The sequence below is a fragment of the Mycobacterium sp. Aquia_213 genome (assembly GCF_026625985.1).
Lineage (GTDB): Bacteria > Actinomycetota > Actinomycetes > Mycobacteriales > Mycobacteriaceae > Mycobacterium.
The window spans coordinates 3,230,533-3,252,854 of the sequence record NZ_CP113116.1; the positions used below are offsets into that span (position 1 = coordinate 3,230,533).

Sequence of the window (22,322 nt, forward strand, 5' to 3'; positions counted from 1 at the left end):
CGTCATCGGGACCGCTCCAGCAGCCACACCAGCAGCGCCTTCTGGGCGTGCAGCCGGTTTTCGGCCTCGTCCCACACCGCGCTGGCCAGCCCGTCCATCACCTCGTCGGTGATCTCGTCGCCGCGGTGCGCCGGAAGGCAGTGCAGCACAATGGCTTCCGCGTTCGCCAGGCCCAGCAACCGGGTGTTGACCTGGAACGGCCGAAACGGTTCGACCCGGTCCAGCCCGTCGGCTTCTTGTCCCATCGACGTCCAGGTGTCGGTCACCAACACGTCGGCACCCGCGGCGGCGCCGTCGGCGTCGGCGGTCACGGTGACCGAGGCGCCGGTGTCCGCGGCGCGCCGCTCGGCGGCGGCCACCACGGCCTGGTCCGGCGTGAAACCGTCCGGGGCCGCGATAGTGACGTGCATCCCGGCGGTGACCGCGCCGAGCATCAACGAATGCGCCATGTTGTTGGCGCCGTCGCCGAAGTAGGACAGCGCTAGGCCCGGCAGCGATCCCTTGTGCTCGGCGATGGTCTGCAGATCGGCCAGCACCTGGCAGGGGTGGAACTCGTTGGACAGCGCGTTGACCACCGGCACCGTCGCGGTCGAGGCCATGGCCTCTAACCGGTCCTGCCCGAAGGTCCGCCACACGATCGCGTCGACGTAGCGGGACAGCACCTGCGCGGTGTCCTGCAACGTCTCGTCGCGGCCCAGCTGGGTGCTGCTGCTGTCGACGACGACGGGGTGGCCACCCAGCTGCGCGATGCCCACCTCGAAGGAGAACCGGGTGCGGGTGGAGTTCTTGTCGAACAGCACCGCGACGCCGCGCGGCCCGTCGAGCGGACGCCGGCTGAACGGGTTCTTCTTCAGCTCCGCGGCCAGCTCGAGGACCTCGGCCTGTTCGGCCGGCGACAGGTCGTCGTCGCGCAGGAAGTGTCTAGGCACCTGCGCCCACCGCCTCGAGAATGCCCGGCAGCGCGGTGAGGAAGCTGTCGATCTGGGCTTCGGTGATCACCAGCGGCGGCGCCAACCGGATCACGTCGGGTCCGGTGGCGTTGACCAGGAAGCCGGCGTCGCGCGCGGCGGCCTCGACGGCCTTGGCGCGCGGGGCGGTCAGCACCACGCCGCACAACAGGCCACGGCCGCGGGTGTGGTCGATCAGCGGGTGGCCCAGGGATTCGATCCCCTGGCGCAGCGACTTGCCCAACACCTCGGCACGCCGGATCAGGTCGTCGTCGACCAGCACCCGCAGCACCGCACGGGCGGCGGCCGTGCACACCGGGTTGCCGCCGAAGGTGCTGCCGTGCAGGCCGGGTGTCAACAGTTCGGCCGCGGGCCCGACGGCCAGCACCGCTCCGATCGGCAGTCCGCCGCCGAGCCCCTTGGCCAGGGTCACCACATCGGGGGTGATGCCGTCGTGCTGATGTGCGAAAAAGGCTCCGGTGCGCCCGATTCCGGTCTGCACCTCGTCGAGCACCAGCAGGGCGCCGTGCCGGGCGGTGATCTCGCGCGCCGCCGCCAGGTAGCCCTCGGGCGGGACGACGACACCGCTCTCCCCCATGATCGGCTCCAGGAATACCGCCGCGGTGTCGTCGCCGACGGCGGCCGCCAGCGCGTCGGCGTCGCCGTAGGGCACATGCGTGATGTCGCCGGGCAACGGCTCGAACGGCGCCTGCTTGGCCGGCTGGCCGGTCAGCGCGAGCGAGCCCATCGTGCGACCGTGGAAACCCTCTTGCGCGGCAACCAATTTCGTGCGACCGGTGAGCCGGGACAACTTGAACGCCATCTCGTTGGCTTCGGTGCCCGAATTGCAGAAGAACACCCGGGTCGGGGTGTCGGTGCCGAGCGCGGCCACCAATTCCTCGGCCAGCGCGACACCGGGTTCGGTGGCGTACAGGTTCGAGGTGTGCCCCAGCGTCGAGAGCTGCTGCGTGACGGCCTCGACCAGGGCCGGGTGACCATGGCCGAGCACGTTGACCGCGATGCCGGCAAGCAGGTCGAGGTAGCTCTTGCCGTCCACATCGGTGACCACGGCGCCCGCGCCACTGGCCAATGCCACCGGCGGGGTGCCGTAGTTGTTCATCATCACGGCTTCCCACCGCTGCCGCATGGTGTCGGTGTTCGTCTTAGTCAATGGTGCCGCTCCTCAGCATCGCTGCGCTCTGCATCGTCGTCGTCACGCGGGCACCACCTTGGTGCCGGTGCCTTCCGGGGTGAAGAGTTCCACCAGCACGCAGTGCTGGACCCGGCCGTCGATGACGTGGGCGCTGGGCACACCCCCCGCGACGGCACGAAGGCAGGCCTCGACTTTCGGGATCATGCCGGACTCGAAGGTGGGCAGCAGTTGGGTCAAGCTCGCCGTATCGATCTCGCTGACCAACGAGTCGCGATCCGGCCAGTCGGTGTATATGCCCTCTACATCGGTGAGCATCAACAGTTTTTCGGCTCCCAGCGCTTCGGCCAGCGCCGCCGCGGCGGTGTCGGCGTTGATATTGTGCACCACACCCTCGGCATCCGGCGCGAGCGTCGATACCACCGGAATACGCCGTGCCGCAATCAGATCCAGCACTGCGGCGGTGTTGACCCGATCGACGTCGCCGACCAGGCCGATGTCGGTGACCACGCCGTCGAGGGTGACGCTGCGCCGCACCGCGGTGAACAGCTGAGCGTCCTCGCCGGTGATGCCCACGGCGTACGGCCCGTGAGCGTTGATCAAGTTGACCAGTTCGCGTCCCACCTGTCCGAACAGCACCATCCGCGCGACATCGAGGACTTCCGGTGTGGTGACCCGGAATCCGCCCTTGAAGTCACCCTTGTCGATGCCGAGCCGGCGCAGCATGGCGGTGATCTGCGGCCCACCGCCGTGCACGACCACGGGGTGGATTCCGCAGTTGCGCAGGAACGCCATGTCGGCGGCGAACGCCTGGCGCAGCGACTCGTCGATCATCGCGTTGCCGCCGTACTTGACCACGACGATTTTGCCGTGCAACTGCTTGAGCCAGGGCAACGCCTCGGCCAGTACCTGCGCCTTGGCCTGGGTGGGTAAGTCGTCGACGTTCGTCGTCATGTGCTGTAGGCCGAATTCTCTTCGACGTAGGCGTGCGACAGATCGGTGGTGCGGATCGCGGCGTAGCCGTCGCCGAGGCCGAGGTCGACGATGACGTCGATGTCGGTCCCGGACAGGTCCACGTCGCGCGAACCCGGAGCGCCGGTACCATTGACGCAGACGGTAAACCCGTTGAACGACACGGTGATTCGATCAGGGTCAATGGTGACTCCGGGCGCCAGGCCGACGGCCGCCACCACCCGGCCCCAGTTGGGATCCGACCCGAACATCGCGGTCTTGACCAGGCTGTCGCGGGCGACCGCGCGCGCGGCCAAGAAGGCGTCGTCCTCCGAGCGGGCGCCGATCACCGTCACGATGACGCGCTTGGTCACGCCCTCGGCGTCGGCTTGCAGCTGCGCGCACAGGTCATCGCAGACCTGCCGCACCGCCTCGTCGAGCTCGGCCTGCGACGGCGCGACCCCGCTGGCGCCGGAGGCCAGCAGCAGCACGGTGTCGTTGGTCGAACAGCAGCCGTCGATGTCGAGCCGATCGAAGGTGCGCAGGCTCGCCCGGCGCAGCGCCTGGTCAAGCGCCGTGGCGTCGGCGACGGCGTCGGTGGTCAGCACGCACAGCATCGTGGCCAGCGATGGCGCCATCATGCCCGCACCCTTGGCCATGCCGCCGACCGTCCAGTTGTTTTGATGATGCAGCGCAACCTTTTTGGGCACCGTGTCGGTGGTCATGATGGCCTGCGCAGCCTCGTCGCCGCCGCTGAGCCCACCATGCATTTCGTGCACGATGTGTGTGACGCCCTCGAGCACCTTATCCATCGGCAACCGGTCGCCGATGATCCCGGTGGAGCACACGGCGACCTCGACCGCGCCGGTCTCGGTGCCCCAGTCCGACAATGCGGTCGCGACCGCTTCGGCGGTCGCGTGGCTGTCCTGGAAGCCGCCCGGCCCGGTGCAGGCGTTGGCGCCCCCGGAGTTGAGGATCACCGCGCGCAGCGCTCCGGTGGTGAGCACCTGCTGGGTCCAGAGCACCGGCGCGGCCTTGACCTGGTTGCGGGTGAACACCCCGGCGGCCGCATAGTCGGGTCCTTCGTTGAAGACCAGTGCCAGGTCGGGTGCCCCGGAAGCCTTGATTCCGGCCGCGATTCCGGCCGCGCGAAAGCCGGCGGCCGCGGTGACACCTTGGGTGCGCACCAGCCGCGTCGCGCCCTCGTCGGTCACGGCGCCACTCCGACGACCGAAAGTCCTTCTGCCTCTGGCCAACCCAGCGCCAGGTTCATCGACTGCACTGCCGCGCCGCCGGTGCCCTTGACCAGATTGTCGATCGCGGCGATCGCGACGAACGTCTCGGCGTCCTCGTCGACCGCGACGGCGACGTGCGCGGCGTTGCTGCCGATCACCGAGCCGGTGCGGGGCAGCTGGCCTTCGGGCATCAGGTAGATGAAATGCTCTGCATCGTAAGCCTTTTCGTATGCAGCACGCAGCTGCGAGAGCGGCGCCCGAGTGCGCGCGGTGCAGGTGGCCAGGATGCCGCGGGAGGTCGGGATGAGCACCGGGGTGAACGACACCGTGACGTCGCGATTGGTGACCGCCCGCAGCCCCTGCGCGATCTCGGGTGTGTGCCGGTGGGCTCCCGCGATGTTGTAAGCCCGCGCCGATCCGATGACCTCGGAGCCGAGCAGGTCGGCCTTGGCGGCGCGACCGGCCCCCGAGGTGCCACTGACGGCGACCACGGTGACGGCGGGTTCGACCAGATCCTCGGCGACCGCGGGCAGCAATGCCAGCAGCGCCGCGGTCGGATAGCAGCCCGGCACCGCGATGCGGCGGGCGCCGCGCAGCCGCTCCCGGGCCCCGGGCAATTCCGGCAGGCCGTAGGGCCAGCTGCCGGCATGCGGGGATCCGTAGAACCGTTCCCACGCCGCGGGATCGGTGAGCCGGAAGTCCGCGCCGCAGTCGATGACCAGGGTTTCGGGGCCGAGCTGCTCGGCCAGCGCCGCCGAATGTCCGTGCGGCAAGCCCAGAAAGACCACGTCGTGGCCGCGCAGCACGTCTAGTTCGGTGGGCTCGACCACGCGCTGGGCCAGCGGCGTGAGATGTGGGTGATGCTCGCCGAGCGTGCTGCCGGCACTGGCGGCGGCGGTCACCGAACCGATCGTGAGCCGGCCGTCGGCGTAGGCCGGGTGCCCGAGCAGCAGGCGCAGGATCTCCCCGCCCGCGTAGCCGCTGGCACCGGCAACCGCGACCCTTATTACGTCGGCCATTTAGCCGATTCTGCATGGTTATGCGATTGATTGCAAATTCATGCCGCGGCGTCCTCGTGGGCGAACTCAACCCTGCGTTTTCGCTTGTCGTGAACGTCCGCGTTACTCGGTGAGGGTATGTGGGATGGGTGCACCTTCATGCCCCCGAGTCGGTGTCGCGGAACATCAAGCTGCAACGGCTCGTGGTGGGGCGCCTGCTGGCGACCGTTGCGGAATGGATGTGGTACACGGTCACAATGGTTTACGCGTTCACCCTTGCCGGGGTGGGCGCGGTCGGAGCCATCAGCGTCGCCGCGGTGTTGCCGGCGGCGCTGCTGTCGCCCGCGCTGGGCTACATCATCGACAGGTACGCCCGCGAACGCATCCTCACCGCGGTGTTTGCCATCCGCTTCGTGGCGATTGTGGTCACGGCGGTCTCGGCGGTGTTCATCCCGACGGTATCCATCCTGGTCGCGGTCATAGCCGTCGAGGGCATCTCCGCGATGTTCGTCCGACCGACGACCGCCGCGCTGCTCCCCTCGATCACCCAGCGACCCCAGGACTTGGTCAGGGGCCACGCAGCGCTGGGCACCGCGGACAAGGTTGGCATCCTGATCGGACCGGTCGCGGGTGGCCTGATGCTGGCCTGCACCACCCCCGCGATCGCGGTCACCGTCGCCGCGGTGCTCGCCCTGGGTTCGATAGGCGCAGTCATGACGGTCCGGGTGGACGTCGCGGATCGCCTCGATGGCGCCACCGGCGACCGTCCGCGGCACGCGCTGGGCGAAGCCGCCAGAGGGGTCCGGACCGTCGCCGGACCCCATTTGCGCTCGATCGTTGTCGTGACCGCGCTGGCCTTCCTGATGCTGGCGGCAAGCGAAGTTTTCGTCGTGCCGTTGGCGATCGACCTGCTGCACTGGGGACAGGCCGGACCCGGCGTGCTCACCGCGCTGATCGCCGGCGGCGGATTGCTCGGCGGGTTGGCGCTCGGCGCGATCGGCAATCGCCGGCTTGGGCCCTGGTTCGTCGTGGCCGGGGGCGTCATGGCGATAGCGCTCACGCTGATGGCGGCCGCGCCGCATTACGTCGTCGTGCTCGCCGCCACCGTCGCGTTCGGTGCCGGCAGCGCTCTGGTGATGATGGCCGGTCAGGTGCAAATCCAAAGTCTGATTCCGTTGTCGGCGGGTGGCCGGGTGCTCGGGGCGGTCGAGGGCCTCAGCCAGTTCGCGATGGCCGCGGGCGCGTGGGCCACCACGCGCGTCACCCAAGGGTGGTCGCTGCGCACCAGCCTGCTGGCGCTGGCCGTGCTCACGGTGCTCGCCACGCTCGGTGTTGCGCGCTCGTTGCTGCGAACCGACGCCAGGGTCGCGGCGACGCGTCAGCGGGTCGGCGCTCTCGACGACATCGCGCTGTTTGCGCCGCTGACCAACGTGCTGCGGGAACGGATCGCCACCCAGATCTACAGCCAAGACGTCGGTGCCGGCGAGGTCGTGACCTACCAAGGCGAGTACGGCGACTCCTTCTACATCGTGGAGTCCGGCAAACTCGACGTGTGCGTCGACGGGCGCCACGTTCGCTCGCTTGGTGCGGGCGACTTCTTCGGCGAACTCGCCCTGCTGCGCGACACCCCCCGCACCGCTACCGTGCGGGCCACCGCCGACTGCCGGCTCTGGGTCCTCCCGCGGCGGGCCTTCCTGACGGTGCTGACCGGATTCGACCCGACGGGTCAAACCATCAACACGGCAACCACCGAGCGGGAAGCGAACATGCCCGCAACCGCCGACGACCGCGATGCCGCGCTGGCGGGTGCACCCTTGTTGGCCGCCCTGCCCGCCGACACCATCCGCGACCTGGCCGCCGCGGCGACCACCGAGGGATATGACGCCCCCACCGTCGTGTTCGGCGAGAACGACCCCGCCCACGACGCGTACTTCATCGTCGACGGCCGCGTCGACTTCGACCGGGCCGGTGAACGCATTCGCGCGCTGGGCCCGGGCAGGATTTTCGGCGAAGTCGCCGTGTTGCGGCCGGGCGCGACCCGCGCCGCGACGGCCACCGCCACCGCGGGCACCGTGCTGTGGCGACTGCCCGGCGAACGACTGCGCGCTGCCGTCGCCCAAACCTGAAGCCTAGGCGCGTATTTCGGCGCCCACCGCCTCGGCGGCGCGGCGCACCGCGGCATCCCGGGCCGCACTGGCGTCGTCTTCGGTCAGTGTGCGATCCGGCGCGCGGAACCGCAGCGCGAAGGTCAGCGACTTGCGGTCCTCGCCGATCTGCGGGCCGGTGAACACGTCGAACAGCTGCATGTCTTCGAGCAGCTCGCCGGCCCCCTCACGCACCGCGTCGGCCACCGCCTGGGCCGGCACGTCCGCGGGCACCACCAGGCTGAGGTCCTGAAAGACCGCGGGGAACGGCGACACTTTGGGCGCCGGCAACAGCTCGGTGATCGGAAGCGCGTCGAGGGTGAGCTCGACGGCGCAGGTCCCCTTCGGCAGGCCCGAACGCTCGACGACGGCCGGATGCAGTTGACCGGCATGGCCGATCACGGTGTCCGCGACGAGGACCTCGGCGCACCGGCCGGGATGCCACGGCAGATACTGGGCCGCCCGCAGCGTGACGTCAATTCCACTGGCGCGAGCGATGATTCGCACCGCCTCGAAAGCATCGGCGGCATCGACCGCGCGCCCGGGGCCCCACGGCCCGCGCGGTTCGCGCAGCCCGGCCAACACCGCGGCGACGTGCTGGGGCTGGCGGGGCAGCGACGCGTCGAGCGTCGCGATCTCGTCGTCGGTCGGCCGTCGGTCGACGGGGATCAGCTCGACACCGCGGGTCTGCTCGGTCGGCTGCACCACCTGGGCGACGGCATACAGCGCGGCGTCAACCAGTCCTCGGGATACGTTGCGCGCCAACGCCTCCAGCAATCCGGGCAGCAGCGTGGTGGCCAGCTCCGGGCGATCCGCGTCCAGCGCGTTGAGCACCCGGGTCGCCGTGCGGCGCGGGTCGTCGGCCGGCAGGCCCCAGAGGTCGAACACCCCGGCCGGCAGGAACGGGGTCGGCAGGATCTCGACGTATCCGGACTGGGCGAGTGACTTGCCGATCGCGCGCCGGCGTTTCTGCACCGGTGTCAGTCCGCGGCCCGCCGGCGCCGGCGGCAGCACCGACGGAATGACCTCCAGGCCCTCCAGCCGCAGCACCTCCTCGACGAGGTCGGCGGGCTGCAACAAGTCGGGCCGCCAGCTCGGTGGTGTCGCGGTCAGCGTGTCACCGTTTTCGGTTACCGCAGCGCCGATTTGGGTGAGGCGCCGAACGGTGGTGCCCGCGGCGTACGCCACGCCCGCGAAACGGTCCGGCAAATCGGCGGCGATGGAGATCGGCGGTAACGACCAGTCGTCCCGCGGCGGGTCCCCTCGCCAATCGGTCAGGGTCGGCGACACCGCTCCCCCGGCGATATCGGCCAGCAGTGCGGCGCAGCGGTCCAGCGCGGCCACCGAAATGGCCGGGTCGACGGCCCGCTCGTAGCGACGGGCGGCCTCACTGGGCAGATGCAGGCGGCGTTGGGTGCGTGAAATGGCGGCCGGATCCCACACCGCGGCCTCCAGCAGCACGTCGGTGGAATCGGCGCGCACCTCGGTGCTTGCCGCACCCATCACGCCACCGATCGCGGTCGTCGCGACGTCGTCGACGATCAGCACGTCCGCCGGATCGAGTTTGCGCGCCACGTCATCCAGCGTGACGACCGTCTCGCCGGGCTCCGCGAACCGCACCTTGAAGCCGCCGGTGATGCGGTTGCGGTCGTGCGCGTGCATCGGGTGACCCAGTTCCAGCATCACGTAGTTGGTCACGTCCACGGCCGGGGACGTGGCGCGGATGCCTGAAAGCAGCAGCCGGCGCTGCAGCCACCACGGCGACACCGCGGCGGGATCGATCCCCGTGACCGGCCGCAGCGCGAACCGGCGCACGCCGGTTTCGGGCTGCACGGTCAGCGGCCACGCCTGACCGTCGGCCGGCAGCGGCTTGACCACGACATCAGAGGCCGGGTCGACGAAGTTCAGGTCGTAGGCGCAGGCGATCTCGCGGGCCAGGCCGCGCACCGACATGCAGTAGCCGCGGTCGGGGGTGATGGCGAGGTTGAAGACCACGTCGTCCAGTCCGAGCACTTCGGCGCCGCCGGCGCCCGGTTCGGCGGTCCCCGGGGGCAGCACCAGAATCCCGGAATGATCAGTGCCCAAGCCGAGTTCGGATGCCGAGCAGATCATTCCGTCGGAGTTGCGGCCGTAGGTCTTGCGGGCGGTGATCGCGAAGCCGCCGGGCAGCGTGGTGCCGGGTAGCGCCACCACCACCAGATCGCCGACTGCGAAGTTCGTTGCACCGCAGACGATTCCATGCTCTACACCGTCGCCGACGTCGACCAGGCAGGCGCGGATCGGCTTCTTGAATTCGGTGAGCTCCTCGATAGCGGACACCCGGCCCACGGTCAGCGGGCCGTCGACCGGACCCAGGGTGATGACTTCTTCGACTTCATGGCCGATGCGCACCAGCGTCTGCTCGAGATCGCCGGCGCTGACATCCCAACCCGGTGCTCCGGCGGCGACAACCTCGCGCAGCCAACCGTACGGAATTCGCATCAGAGCCCCACCCCGAACGGCAACGAGAACCGGATGTCACCTTCGACCATGTCACGCATGTCGGGGATACCGTTGCGGAACTGCAGGGTGCGTTCCAGGCCCATCCCGAATGCGAAGCCCGAGTAGACCTCGGGATCAATTCCCGCCGCGCGCAACACGTTTGGATGAACCATCCCGCAGCCGCCCCATTCCACCCAGCCGGCACCGCCCTTTTTGCCGACGAACCACACGTCGACCTCGGCGGACGGCTCGGTGAACGGGAAGAAGTGCGGCCGGATCCGGGTGCGCGCCTCGGGGCCGAACTCCGCGCGGGCGAATGCGTCCAGCGTCCCGCGCAGGTGCGCCATCGACAGACCCCGGTCTACGGCCAGGCCCTCGACTTGGTGGAACACCGGCGTGTGGGTGGAGTCGAGTTCGTCGGTGCGAAATGTGCGGCCGATCGAGACGATGTAGACCGGCAGCTCGCGCTCCAGCAGAGTCCGGACCTGAACCGGCGAGGTGTGGGTGCGCAGCAGCTGGCGGGAATCCTCCGGCGCGACGTAGAAGGTGTCCTGCTCGCTGCGCGCGGGGTGATCGGGCGGGAAGTTGAGGGCGTCGAAGTTGAATTGTTCGGTTTCGACCTCGGGGCCTTCGGCCAGCTCCCACCCCATCGCGATGAAGGTGTCGGCGACGTGTTCGGCCAGGATCGTGATCGGATGCCGGGCACCGGGCGGCTGGCGCGTCGACGGCAGTGTGACGTCGATGCTTTCGGCGACCAGCACGGCCGCGTCGCGCTCGGCGCGCAGCACTGCCAGCCGTTCGTCGTAGGCAGCCTGCACCTCGCCGCGCGCGGTGTTGACGCGCTTGCCGGCATCGGAGCGCTCCTCTTTGGGCAGCGTGCCCAGCGCTTGGCGCGCCAGCGCGACCGGCGAGCGGTCGCCGAGGTGCTCGGTCTTGATCACTGCCAGCGCGTCCAGGGTTTCGGCGAGCCCGATGGCCTGCCGCGCTGCACCGACTGCCTCGGCCAACGCTTTCGGCGACAGGTCGACGGGTTGATCACCCACGCGGCGGCACTCTCCTTGCTGACGAGGCTGTTCCGGACCGGATCGTCGCCGAACGGGGCGGGCTTGAGCGCGGCACGGGTCGAGTGCCGATCATATGTGACCGAGTTCGGTGAACTGAACGCGCTTCGGTGACGACCGAAGGGTTAGCCGACCAGCGCGGGCTGCCGGCCGCTAAGCGCTTCGTCGTCGTCTGCGGCGGAAGCCGGCAGTCTGGTGCGCACGGCCCTGAGCTGGCCGATCTTGTAGGCCACGAACGCTCCGAGGGTCCCGACGACCGGAGCCGCGGCCATCGTGCCCCAGTGGTGAGCCAGCACCAGGAAACCGAAGCCCGACGACGCCACCAGCATCGCCATCAGCACCGGAGTCCAGCGGATCGGTTGACGGAACCGGGCGGATACCAGCACGCCCAGGATCACGGCGACGGTGTGCCCGGCGGAGGTGAAGTCGGCGCCGACGATCGCCGAGACCAGGCCCGCCGAGATCCACCAGCCGACCCACGCCGGACGCCACTGCTGCGGTATCGCCGCCGTCATCGCGCCGAGCACGGCGAGCGCGCCATAGCTCATCCCGACGTCACTGGCCCGTGCGATGGATATCGGCAGCCAGCCGAACTCGACCGCGGAGGCAAGAGCGGCGGCCACCACCAGCGTCGCGCCGATGTGGCCGACCACGAAGGCAATCACCAGGCGAATGGTCTGCAGATGTAGCTCCGCCAGGGCCAGCAGGCAGGTCAGGAAGGGCAGCCAGAAGTAGAGCGGACCGGCGTCGACGACCAGCGCACTGCCCAGCAGCGTGCCGATGTGTCCGTGCGCCAGGTTGTGCAGGTTGGTGCTGGCGCGCTGGACGATGACGTCATGCGCGTGCTGGCCGAGCACCAAGATGGCGCAGCTGACCGCAAGCAGAACCGCGACGTACCCCACGGTGAAACGGACCCGGCCAAGCCCGGAAAAGAATCCCCCCAACATTGAATCCATTATGACGGCTAAATTGTTTCGTCCCTGTGATGGGACGCTGTCAACTTGCTAAGAGTATTCGAGACGATATATCGCTAAGTCCGGCGGGATGCCCGGGGTCTTAGGTGTAAACATGGATTTACGTGCGCGTTTAGCGACGACGCCCAACGCGTCCAGCTCGCTCTGCGGGATCAGATCCAGCGCCGAACTCGAAATCATGATCCCGCCTTTGGTGGCGCGATCCATCACCCGAGCCGCGATATTGACGTCGACGCCGAGCCAGTCGGCGGCCAACCGCTGCGGCCGGCCGGTGTGGATTCCGACCCGCATCCGCGGCCGGTAGCCCGCCACCTCGACTTCTCGCATCGCCTCGTCGGCGGCCACCACGGCGCGCACCGCCACGTCCGGGCGCCGGAACACCGCCATGATGCCGTCACCCATCCGTTTGACGATGTGCCCGCCGGCATCGAGCAACGGCGGCTCCACGGCGCGGGCCACCTGGCGCAGCAGGGTCAGCGCCGCATCGTCACCGGCCTGCAGCGACCACGTCGAGAAGCCGACCAGGTCGGTGAAGACCAGCGTCACCTCCGGATTCGCCGGCCGTCGCGACACCGCCTCGGTGAGCGCCTGCCATACCTGCAGCACGCTCAAACTGACCTCGCGCGAGGCCGCGTCGCGATCCCCCAGCAGCCGGTCGGCGGCGCGGGCCGCCGCTCGCGGGCCGCCGTCGCCCGCCGTCGAGAGCGGGTCACCGAATTCGGGGTCCCCGGGCAGCATCCGCCGCGCCCGCCGGATGAACGCCACCACGCCCGGGCTGCGATTGGCGTTCTGCCACCACTGGGCCGCGGCGTGTTTCGACACCGCAGGTTGTCGTCCCGAAAAAGAGGTCGAGCCGGGAGGCGTCGCCGTCGTCACCGATTCGGAGTCCTGTTCTAACGACTCGCCCGGATCCGGATCGCGCGGCGCGAGTTCCACCTGGCAAGGGTAAGTAGTTTCACCGAAGCCGGGCAATGACGCCTGTCCGGTTTGTGTCGGACGTCGCATCAAAGCGACTGATCACGACGTCGCCACACCCCTGTGGAATCTCGGTAACAGCTTCGCGTGGCGCGCGCCGAAATCGTAGACAACGTCTGTTGTCAAAGTTATCGTGAGGTCAGTCAGGAAGTAGGAGGTCGTGATGACTACCGCATCGACTACATCCGCTGATCCGCTTGGACCAGATTCCCTCACCTGGAAGTACTTTGGCGATCTGCGCACCGGCATGATGGGCGTCTGGATCGGGGCGATCCAGAACATGTACCCACAGCTCGGTGCGGGCGTCGAGGAGCATTCGATCCTGCTGCGCGAGCCCCTGCAGCGGGTAGCCCGGTCGGTGTACCCGATCATGGGCGTGGTCTACGACGGCGAGCGCGCGCCGCTGACCGGTGCGCAGATCAAGCACTACCACGACACCATCAAGGGAATTGATGCCGAAGGCCGTCGCTACCACGCGCTGAACCCCGAGACCTTCTACTGGGCGCACGCCACGTTCTTCATGCTCATCGTCAAGGTCGCCGAATACTTCTGCGGTGGCCTGACCGAGGCCGAGAAACGCCAGCTGTTCGACGAGCACGTGCAGTGGTACCGGATGTACGGCATGAGCATGCGGCCGGTGCCGCAATCCTGGGAGGAGTTCCAGGAGTACTGGGACCGGGTCTGCCGCGACGAGCTGGAGATCAACCAGGCGACGCTGGACATCTTCCGGATACGCATTCCGAAGCCGAGGTTCGTGCTGATGCCCACGCCGATCTGGGACCAGATCTTCAAGCCGCTGGTGGCCGGACAGCGCTGGATCGCGGCCGGGCTATTCGAGCCCGCGGTGCGCGAGAAGGCGGGCATGCGCTGGACGCCGGGCGACGAAATCTTGCTGCGCGTGTTCGGCAAGCTGATCGCACTGGCATTCCTGGCGGTGCCCGACGAAATCCGGCTGCACCCGCGGGCGCTGGCCGCCTACCGCCGCGCGGAGGGCCGGTCGCCGATGGACGCGCCGCTGGTCGAGGCGCCCGAGTTCATGGCGCCGCCGCGCGATCGCCGCGGGCTGCCGATGCATTACTTCCCGCCGCGCAAGTCGTTGATCGAGCGGGCCGGCTCGCTGGTGCACACCACCCTGTCGCTGGCCGGGCTGCGACCCGCCGGAAGCCGCCGCAGGGCCGCCTAAAAGCCCTGCAGCACACCCAGCGCCTGTGCGCTCTGGTACAGACAGATCGCCGCGGCGGCAGCCACGTTCAGGCTCTCCGCGCCACCCGACATCGGGATACGCACGCGATGGTCCGCCTGGTCGGTGATCTCTTCGGGCAAGCCGTGCGATTCGGGGCCGAACAGCCACGCCGTGGGCGTGGCCAGTAGCTCGTCGGCCTCGTCCAGACGCGTCCCGCCATCGACCGTGGTGGCCAGCGCCTGCAGCCCGGCGGCGCGCACGGCGCCCAGGACCGCGTCGACGTCGGGTTCGGCGATGACCGGAAGCGAGAATATGCTGCCGGCCGACGCGCGCAGGCATTTGCCGTTGTAGGGGTCGACGCTGTGGCCGGCCAGAATCACCGCCGCGGCGCCCATGGCGTCGGCGAGGCGGATCAGCGTGCCCGCGTTGCCCGGCTCGCCGATCTCGACGGCCACCGCGACCAAGCGCGGCGAGCCGGCCAGCGCCTGGTGCAGTCCGGTCGCCGGCATATCGCACACCGCCACCAGCCCCGCCGGAGTTACGGTGTCGGACAACGCTTTTGCCGCGCGGTCGGTGACGACATGCACCGGAGAGTGCTGGGTGGCCAACAATGTGGCGTGCCGCTGCGCGGCCAGTTCGGTGACGAACACCTCGCGGACCAATCCGCGCGCCGACGCCGCCTCAACCAGGTTTTGGCCTTCGGCCAGGAACTGGTTCGCCCGTCGTCGCACGACATGGCGATGCAATTTGACCGCCGCGGCCACCCGGGCCGAGCGTTCGGTGAGCACCGGGGTTAAGCAGCTTCTCCGGAGGGCGCGTTGACGTCCTTGGGCAGTGCCGCCCGGGCGACATCGACCAGCGCGGTGAACGCTGCCGGATCGGTGATCGCAATGTCGGCAAGGTTTTTGCGGTCCACTTCCACGCCGGCGGCCTTGAGACCCTGGATCAGCCGGTTGTAGGTGATGTCGTTGGCGCGCGCCGCCGCATTGATCCGCGAGATCCACAATTTGCGGAACTCGCCCTTGCGTGCGCGCCGGTCGCGATACGCGTACTGCAACGAATGCAGCTGCTGCTCTTTGGCTTTGCGGTAGAGCCGAGACCGCTGGCCGCGATAGCCCTTCGAGGCCGTCAGGACGCTGCGCCTCTTCTTGTGGGCGTTGACTGCCCGCTTCACGCGTGCCATGGATGTTCCTACTCTCGTTCAGACGTAAATGGTCGGGGTGCCGGTGCCAGGTCGGTGTATGCCCTGGCCGGCGCTCGGCTTGTCGAAGGTCAGCCGTTCAGCATCGCGTTGACGCGCTTGGTGTCGTTGGCCGCAACTTCGGTACGGCCGTCGAGCCGCCGGGTGCGCTTGCTCGGCTTGTGCTCGAGCAGGTGTCGACGATTGACTTTCTGGCGGACGATCTTTCCGGTCCCGGTACGCCGGAATCGCTTGGTCGCGCCGCTGTGGGACTTGGCCTTGGGCATGTTTCCTCTAGTTCTGGCTAGTGCTCGCTGTTGCGCTGTTGCGCAGTCAGGTCAGTTCGGTGAAGCTGCGGTGTCGCCGGTCTCCTCGGCGTCGGGTGCCGGCTCGCCACCCTGTCCTTCGGGATGCCGCGCCCTGGCACGTGTCTTCGCGCCGCGGTGCGGTGCCAGCACCATCGTCATGTTGCGACCGTCCTGCTTGGCGGACGTTTCGACGAATCCGTAGTCGGCGACGTCCGCCCCCAGACGCTGCAGCAATCGGTAGCCCAGCTCGGGCCGCGACTGCTCACGTCCGCGGAACATGATGGTGACCTTTACCTTTGACCCCGCCTCGAGGAAGCGGATTACGTGGCCCTTCTTGGTCTCGTAATCGTGATCGTCGATCTTGGGTCGCAGCTTTTGTTCTTTGACCACGGTCTGCTGCTGGTTCCGGCGGGATTCGCGCGCCTTTTGCGCCGCCTCATACTTGAACTTGCCGTAGTCCATGATCTTGCAGACCGGTGGTCTGGCGTTCGGAGCAACTTCGACGAGGTCGAGATCGGCGTCCGCGGCGACGCGCAATGCGTCTTCGATGCGCACGATGCCTACCTGCTCCCCCCCTGGGCCGATCAGTCGGACTTCAGGTACGCGAATGCGCTCGTTGACGCGGGTCTCAGTGCTGATGGGGCCTCCCTTGTTGGGCTTCTGTGGTCGTCTCGCTACGACCGATGACTCGGGCCCGTCGGGATTCAGCGGTGGAATCGCCACACCATCAGCAAAAAAGCCCTGCAGAAGCAGGGCCCATGCCGACCGATCACGGCCTGAAACGCATTCAAGCCGTCCGCGCAATGCGCGAAACAGGCACCTCGCGGTGCCGTGACCGGACCGCTGCGCCTTGAAATATCTCGCGGCTAGCGGTGGGAGTGGGACTCCACTTAACTGTCCCAGGCCTGAGCCGGGATGGTCGTGGAGGAAAGTCTAGCAGTCATCAGGCGTCTTCCCGCATTTCACCTGTCTGAGATCGCCGAGGGCAGGCGTCTGGCCCGCGGTCGCGCTTCGCCCGGAACGGATAACTAGTCTCGACGACTATTGGCGCTTCGCCAGGCATTTCACGGGTTAAAGGCTTATCCTCGCGGTCTGTGACTCTCGCTTCTGCTGCTTCGGGGCCTCGTTCAGGCAGCCGGTCGGGTTCCCGGTACAGGTGGGTGCCGGCGGCCGCCGGCTGGACCGTTGGCGTCATCGCCACCCTGTCCTTGGTTGGCAGCGTGTCGCCGCTGATCCGGTGGCTGATCAAGGGCCCGCGGGAGTTCATCAACGACTACCTGTTCAACTTCCCCGACACCAGCATCGCCTGGTCTTTCGTGCTGGCCCTGCTGGCGGCGGCGCTGACCGCCCGCAAACGCATCGCCTGGTGGGTGCTGCTCGGCCAGATGGTCCTGGCCGCATTCTGGAACGCCGCCGACATCGCCGCCGGTGACAACACCGCGGCCGAGACGTTCGGCGAGAACCTCGGGTTCGCGATGCATATCGTCGTGATCGTCCTGCTGGTGTTGAGCTACCGGGAGTTCTGGGCCAAGGTCCGCCGGGCCGCGTTGTTCAAAGCGGCCGCCGTCCTTGTCCTCGGGGACGTGATCGGAATCCTGTTGTCCTGGGGCCTGGTCGAGCTCTTCCCGGGCTCGCTGGCCCGACAGGATCGACTGGGATACGTGGCCAACCGGGTGGTCGGGTTCGCCCTCGCCGACCCCGACCTGTTCACCGGCAAGCCGCACGTACTGCTCAATGCGATTTTCGGGTTGTTCGGCGCGCTCGCCCTGATCGCGGCCGCGATCGTGCTGTTCCAATCCCAGCGCGCCGACAACGCCCTGACCGGTGAGGACGAGTCGGCGATCCGCGGGCTGCTCGAGCTGTACGGCAAGAACGACTCCCTGGGCTACTTCGCCACCCGTCGCGACAAGTCGGTGGTGTTCGCCCACACCGGCCGGGCCGCGATCACCTACCGGGTCGAGGTCGGCGTCTGCCTGGCCAGCGGCGACCCGGTGGGCGACCCGCGGGCCTGGCCGCAGGCCGTCGAGGCGTGGCTGGCGTTGTGCAAGACCTACGGCTGGGCACCCGGCGTCATGGGCGCGAGTTCCCAAGGGGCCCAGGCTTATCGTGAGCGCGGTCTGAACGCCCTCGAGCTCGGCGACGAGGCCATCCTGCGCACCTCCGATTTCAAGCTGTCCGGCCCGGACATGCGCGGGGTGCGCCAGGCCGTGACGCGCGCACGCCGGGCCGGGCTGACGGTACGCATTCGGCGGCACCGGGACATCGAGGCCGACGAGATGGCCGAGACGATCACTCGCGCCAATGCCTGGCGCGATACCCAGTCCGAACGTGGGTTTTCCATGGCGCTGGGGCGCCTGGGTGATCCGGCCGACGGAGAGTGCCTGCTGGTCGAGGCACTGGATCGCGACTTGCAGGTAGTCGCGATGCTGTCGTTGGTCCCATGGGGAAGCACCGGGGTCTCGCTGGATTTGATGCGCCGCTCCCCCCAATCTCCCAACGGCACCAATGAATTCATGGTCAGCGAACTCGCCCTGAACGCGGAAGGGATTGGCATCAACCGTGTTTCGCTGAACTTTGCCATGTTCCGGTCGGCATTCGAGCAGGGCGCCCAACTCGGCGCCGGGCCCATCGCACGGCTGTGGCGCGGGCTGCTGTTGTTCTTCTCGCGCTGGTGGCAGCTGGAGACGCTGTACCGCTCCAACATGAAATACCAACCCGAATGGGTGCCGCGCTACGCCTGCTACGAGGACGCCCGGTTGATCCCGCGGGTGGGCGTCGCGTCGGCCATGGCCGAAGGCTTCCTGGTGTTGCCGTTCAGCCGGCGCGACAAGGTACACACCGGGCACCACTCCGCCGTGCCGGCCAGGCTGGCGGAATCCGGGTTGCTGCACGAAGACGGATCCACCCCGGACGTCAGCGGCCTCAAACGCGGCGACGAAGTCGATTCCGAGGAGTACCGGCGCCGCCTGCCCGAACAGGTGCGGGTGCGCTTGACCAAGCTGAGAGCGCTGCAGCGCAACGGAATTGACGCCTACCCGGTGGGGTCTCCGCCCAGTCATACCATCGTGCAAGCCCTGGGCACCGACGACCAGGACATCGTTTCGGTGGCAGGCCGGATTCTGCGGATACGCGACTTCGGCGGTGTGCTGTTCGCCGAGTTGCGTGACTGGTCGGGTGAAATGCAAGTGCTGCTGGATAATTCACGCCTGGAGTCCGGCCGGACCGCCGATTTCACCGCGGCCATCGATCTCGGTGACCTGGTCGAGATGACCGGGCACATGGGGTTCAGCAAACGCGGAACCCGCTCGTTGATCGTGAGCGACTGGCGGATGGTCGGAAAGTGCTTGCGGCCGTTGCCCAACAAATGGAATGGGCTGACCGACCCGGAAGCGCGAGTGCGCAGCCGCTATGTCGACCTGGCCGTCAATGCCGAGTCACGCAATCTGGTGACGGCCCGCAGCTGCGTGCTGCGCTCGGTCCGGGAAACGTTGTTCGCCAAGGATTTCATCGAGGTGGAAACCCCGATCCTGCAGCAGATCCACGGCGGAGCCGCCGCCCGCCCATTCGTCACCCACATCAACACCTACGACATGGACCTCTTCTTGCGCATCGCGCCCGAGCTCTACTTGAAGCGGTTGTGCGTCGGTGGCGTGGAGCGGGTGTTCGAACTGGGCCGCGCCTTCCGCAACGAAGGTGTCGACTTCAGCCACAACCCGGAGTTCACGCTGCTGGAGGCCTACCAGGCGCACGCCGACTACCGGGTGTGGATCGACGGCTGCCGCGAGCTCATCCAAAACGCCGCCGAAGCCGCCAACGGCACGCAGACCGTGCTACGGCCCCACCCGGACCACGGCTCGGATAGTCAAGCCCGCCTCGAACCGGTCGACATCTCCGGGGTGTGGCCGGTGAAGACCGTGCATGACGCGGTCTCCGAAGCGCTCGGCGAACGCATCAACCCGAACACGTCGTTGACCGCGCTGCGCAAGCTGTCCGACCGCGCCCACATTCCCTATCGCGATCACTGGGACGCCGGCGCGGTGGTGCTGGAGCTCTATGAGCACCTGGTCGAGGACCGCACCGAGGCGCCGACGTTCTACATCGACTTTCCGACGTCCGTCTCACCGCTGACCCGTCCGCACCGCAGTCAACCCGGCATCGCCGAGCGGTGGGACCTGGTGGCGTGGGGCGTCGAACTGGGCACCGCCTACAGCGAGCTCACCGACCCGGTGGAACAGCGGCGCCGGCTGCTCGCGCAGTCGCTGCTGGCCGCCGGCGGCGACCCGGAGGCCATGGAGCTCGACGAAGACTTCCTGCAGGCCATGGAGTACGCGATGCCGCCGACCGGCGGGCTCGGGATGGGAATCGATCGGCTCGTGATGCTCATAACTGGTCGCAGCATCCGCGAGACACTGCCGTTTCCGCTGGCCAAACCGCATTAGCCGCGGGGCCGGGGCCTCAGCGAGTCCACCGGGAACATCGCGCAAATATGTTCCGGGACGGTTAACAATCGATCACAATGGTTCGCGTGACACCGCCGGCGCCCGAGGCCACCGCGCAGTTGTTGGCAAGCAGCCATACCTCGCTGATGAACGGCTGGGTACCGATTACGGTCCAGGTCGTCACCGCGATCGCGCTGGCGCTGGCCGTCGGCTGGCGATCACGCCGCTGGCTGATGATGTGCCTGCCGCTCGCGGTCGTGATCGGTGGGGCCGCGGCGTACGCCACGCATTGGTACGTCGTCGATCAGGGCCTGTCCGAGGAACCCGCGCCGGCGGCGCTGTGGCTGTGGACCGCGCTGACGGCCACGGCCGCGGCGGTGTTGTTTCTGGGCTGGCGCGGCGCGCGCGGCTGGCAGCGCAGTGCAGCGTGCGCGTCGGTACCGCTGTGCCTGTTGTGTGCCACGCTGATGGTCAATCTGTGGGTCGGCTACTTCCCCACCGTGCAGTCCGCGTGGGGCCAGCTCACCTCCGGCCCGCTGCCCGACCAGACCGATCGGGCCACCGTTACCGCGATGGCGGCCAAGGGAAGTCGGCCGGCGCACGGCAGCGTGGTCCCGGTGGTCATCCCCTCGTCGGCTTCGCACTTCAAGCACCGCGGCGAGCTGGTGTACCTGCCGCCCGAATGGTTCGCGTCCAGCCCGCCGCCGGCCCTGCCGACGGTCATGATGATCGGCGGGCAGTTCAATACCCCCGCGGACTGGACCCGTGCGGGCAATGCGATCAACACGATCGACGACTTCGCCTCCACCCACAACGGCGAGGCCCCGGTGCTGGTGTTCGTCGACTCCGGCGGGGCCTTTAACAACGACACCGAATGCGTCAACGGCGTGCGCGGCAATGCCGCCGATCACCTGACCAAAGATGTTGTCCCCTATATGGTTTCGAGTTTCGGCGTCAGCCCGGACCGCGCGAACTGGGGCGTGACGGGGTGGTCCATGGGCGGGACCTGCGCGGTGGACTTGACCGTCATGCACCCGGACCTGTTCAGCGCGTTCGTCGACGTCGCCGGCGACTTCTTCCCGAACGCCGGCAACAAAGCACAGACCATCAGCCGGCTGTTCGGCGGAAACGCCGACGCCTGGGCGACATTCGACCCGAGCACCGTCATCAACCGGCACGGCCAGTACCGCGACGTATCCGGTTGGTTCGCGATCTCGTCGGACGACCCGCCCACGTCGCGTCTCGCGGACACCGCCGCCATGCGGCTGGCCGCGCGCGACGCCGCCGCCAACCCGAGCAACCAGACCGCGGCCGCCTACTCGCTGTGTGCGCTCGGCCGCGCCAACGGCATCGACTGCGCGGTGCTGCCCCAGCCGGGTAAGCACGACTGGCCCTTCGCCGACCGGGTGTTCGCGGCCGCGCTGCCGTGGTTGGCCGGCCAGCTGGGCACGCCCGGGGTGCCGAGGGCCCCGCTGCCCGGCACCCCGCTGCCCGGCGCCTCGCCCGCCGACGCGTCTTCGGTCGCGACGGTGGTGGTTCCGGCCCAGCATTCCAACACCACGCCGAGGTAACCGTGTCCATCGCGCGGCTCCGGCGTGCGCTATTCGCCCGGCACTGCAATCCGTGGAGCGCGTGGACGCGCTGGGCCAGCACGCCGTTGATCCTGGTGCCGGCCTGGACGCGGCGGCGCAGCCACGCGGTCTGGCTCGCGGTGTGGCTGGCGGCCAACCCGTTCGTCTTTGGCAAGCCCGGGCAACTGCGCGCCTGGTCGACTCGCGCGATGCTGGGCGAGGAACTGTGGATCACCCGCCGCCCTCGCGACAGGGCCACCGTGGTCAGCGGGCTGACCTCCGCGACGGCGCTGGCGGCTATCGTGGCCGCGCGCCGCCATTTCTTGCTGCCCGCGGCGATCGCCACCGCGCTGCAAATGTCGCTCACCCTGGTCTATTGGGAGCAAATGGTGCGCTATCTCGAGCGTGAGCGGCAGGACGCAGCCCCGCGGCAGTAGCGTGGCAACCATGCCCGACGAACCAGCAAACCCCGGCACCGCCCCACCCGATCCCGGGTACGACAGCGCGGGTGTACCGACCTTCGATTCGGTGCGTGAGAAAATCGAAACCCGTTACGCGACGTCTTTGGGCGACGCGGAACTCGACGCCGAATCCCCGGAGGGCCGCTCCGTCGACGAGCAATACGACGAGCGCCAGCGCGCCGCGGCCGAACGGTTGGCGCAGATCCGAGAGTCGATGCGCGGGGACGAGGGTTAGGGCGATTGGCTTAACGCCGGGGGGATATC

The 22,322-nt window shown here is 68.4% G+C and carries 18 protein-coding genes and 1 pseudogene; 6 read left to right on the forward strand and 13 right to left on the reverse strand.

The features are described 5' to 3' along the window. Nucleotides 1-2 precede the first annotated feature (2 nt). The 5 genes and pseudogenes from argF to argC all read right to left on the reverse strand — a co-directional run bounded on the left by argF (nt 3) and on the right by argC (nt 5,318). Entirely contained in the window at nt 3-929 is a 927-nt protein-coding gene (gene argF / locus LMQ14_RS15120) for an ornithine carbamoyltransferase (protein WP_267730396.1), read from the reverse strand. Further along, nucleotides 922-2,118 (reverse strand): acetylornithine transaminase, encoded by a 1,197-nt coding sequence (locus tag LMQ14_RS15125; protein ID WP_267730397.1) that lies wholly within the window; start codon nt 2,116-2,118, stop codon nt 922-924. Before LMQ14_RS15125 ends, argF begins: the two co-directional genes overlap by 8 nt. A 42-nt stretch (nt 2,119-2,160) precedes the next feature. Continuing rightward, a complete protein-coding gene (gene argB / locus LMQ14_RS15130) occupies nt 2,161-3,051 on the reverse strand; it encodes an acetylglutamate kinase (protein WP_267730398.1) in 891 nt (296 codons plus the stop codon). Continuing rightward, nucleotides 3,048-4,262, reverse strand: a complete 1,215-nt coding sequence (gene argJ, locus LMQ14_RS15135; protein WP_267730399.1) for a bifunctional glutamate N-acetyltransferase/amino-acid acetyltransferase ArgJ — start codon at nt 4,260-4,262, stop codon at nt 3,048-3,050. The genes argB and argJ overlap by 4 nt, the downstream gene beginning before the upstream one ends. Then, nucleotides 4,259-5,318, reverse strand: a pseudogene (gene argC, locus LMQ14_RS15140) (N-acetyl-gamma-glutamyl-phosphate reductase). Before argC ends, argJ begins: the two are co-directional and overlap by 4 nt. A 112-nt stretch (nt 5,319-5,430) precedes the next feature. Here argC and LMQ14_RS15145 point away from each other — a divergent pair. Further along, nucleotides 5,431-7,407 (forward strand): MFS transporter, encoded by a 1,977-nt coding sequence (locus LMQ14_RS15145; protein WP_267730401.1) that lies wholly within the window; start codon nt 5,431-5,433, stop codon nt 7,405-7,407. A gap of 3 nt (nt 7,408-7,410) precedes the next feature. Here the strand turns inward: LMQ14_RS15145 and pheT are convergent, their stop codons facing one another. The 4 genes from pheT to LMQ14_RS15165 all read right to left on the reverse strand — a co-directional run bounded on the left by pheT (nt 7,411) and on the right by LMQ14_RS15165 (nt 12,763). After that, the gene (gene pheT, locus LMQ14_RS15150) at nt 7,411-9,906 is read right to left on the reverse strand and encodes a phenylalanine--tRNA ligase subunit beta (RefSeq protein ID WP_267730402.1); all 2,496 of its coding nucleotides are present in this window, start codon (nt 9,904-9,906) and stop codon (nt 7,411-7,413) included. Then, nucleotides 9,906-10,949 carry a phenylalanine--tRNA ligase subunit alpha gene (pheS, locus tag LMQ14_RS15155; protein ID WP_267730403.1) on the reverse strand — a complete coding sequence of 348 codons (1,044 nt, stop codon included), beginning with the start codon at nt 10,947-10,949 and terminating at the stop codon, nt 9,906-9,908. Before pheS ends, pheT begins: the two co-directional genes overlap by 1 nt. 143 nt (nt 10,950-11,092) lie before the next feature. Beyond that, nucleotides 11,093-11,914 (reverse strand): rhomboid-like protein, encoded by an 822-nt coding sequence (locus tag LMQ14_RS15160; protein ID WP_267730404.1) that lies wholly within the window; start codon nt 11,912-11,914, stop codon nt 11,093-11,095. Nucleotides 11,915-11,971: 57 nt separating this feature from the next. Beyond that, nucleotides 11,972-12,763, reverse strand: a complete 792-nt coding sequence (locus LMQ14_RS15165; protein WP_324291137.1) for an adenylate/guanylate cyclase domain-containing protein — start codon at nt 12,761-12,763, stop codon at nt 11,972-11,974. 316 nt (nt 12,764-13,079) lie between these two features. Between LMQ14_RS15165 and LMQ14_RS15170 the strand changes: the two genes are divergently transcribed. After that, a complete protein-coding gene (locus tag LMQ14_RS15170) occupies nt 13,080-14,099 on the forward strand; it encodes an oxygenase MpaB family protein (RefSeq protein WP_267730405.1) in 1,020 nt (339 codons plus the stop codon). Here LMQ14_RS15170 and LMQ14_RS15175 read toward each other — a convergent pair. The 4 genes from LMQ14_RS15175 to infC form a co-directional block, all read right to left on the reverse strand. Continuing rightward, entirely contained in the window at nt 14,096-14,887 is a 792-nt protein-coding gene (locus tag LMQ14_RS15175) for a TrmH family RNA methyltransferase (RefSeq protein WP_267730406.1), read from the reverse strand. The two genes, LMQ14_RS15170 and LMQ14_RS15175, sit on opposite strands and share 4 nt — an antisense overlap. Before the next feature lie 5 nt (nt 14,888-14,892). Beyond that, nucleotides 14,893-15,282 (reverse strand): 50S ribosomal protein L20, encoded by a 390-nt coding sequence (gene rplT, locus LMQ14_RS15180; RefSeq protein ID WP_036468879.1) that lies wholly within the window; start codon nt 15,280-15,282, stop codon nt 14,893-14,895. Between the two features lie 89 nt (nt 15,283-15,371). Then, on the reverse strand, nt 15,372-15,566 hold the full coding sequence (gene rpmI, locus LMQ14_RS15185) for a 50S ribosomal protein L35 (protein WP_267730407.1): 195 nt from the start codon (nt 15,564-15,566) through the stop codon (nt 15,372-15,374). Nucleotides 15,567-15,617: 51 nt separating this feature from the next. After that, the gene (infC, locus tag LMQ14_RS15190) at nt 15,618-16,226 is read right to left on the reverse strand and encodes a translation initiation factor IF-3 (protein ID WP_267735526.1); all 609 of its coding nucleotides are present in this window, start codon (nt 16,224-16,226) and stop codon (nt 15,618-15,620) included. Nucleotides 16,227-16,747: 521 nt separating this feature from the next. Here infC and lysX point away from each other — a divergent pair. The 4 genes from lysX to LMQ14_RS15210 all read left to right on the forward strand — a co-directional run bounded on the left by lysX (nt 16,748) and on the right by LMQ14_RS15210 (nt 22,293). Then, the gene (gene lysX / locus LMQ14_RS15195; RefSeq protein ID WP_267730408.1) at nt 16,748-20,026 is read left to right on the forward strand and encodes a bifunctional lysylphosphatidylglycerol synthetase/lysine--tRNA ligase LysX; all 3,279 of its coding nucleotides are present in this window, start codon (nt 16,748-16,750) and stop codon (nt 20,024-20,026) included. Between the two features lie 77 nt (nt 20,027-20,103). Continuing rightward, nucleotides 20,104-21,597: an alpha/beta hydrolase gene (locus LMQ14_RS15200; protein ID WP_324291060.1), complete on the forward strand. Its 1,494-nt coding sequence runs from the start codon at nt 20,104-20,106 to the stop codon at nt 21,595-21,597. Between the two features lie 2 nt (nt 21,598-21,599). After that, nucleotides 21,600-22,034, forward strand: a complete 435-nt coding sequence (locus LMQ14_RS15205) for a DUF6653 family protein (protein WP_267730409.1) — start codon at nt 21,600-21,602, stop codon at nt 22,032-22,034. A 10-nt stretch (nt 22,035-22,044) separates the two neighbouring features. Next, complete coding sequence (locus tag LMQ14_RS15210; protein WP_267730410.1) at nt 22,045-22,293, forward strand: PspA/IM30 family protein; 249 nt, start codon at nt 22,045-22,047, stop codon at nt 22,291-22,293. The last annotated feature ends 29 nt before the right edge of the window (nt 22,294-22,322 follow it).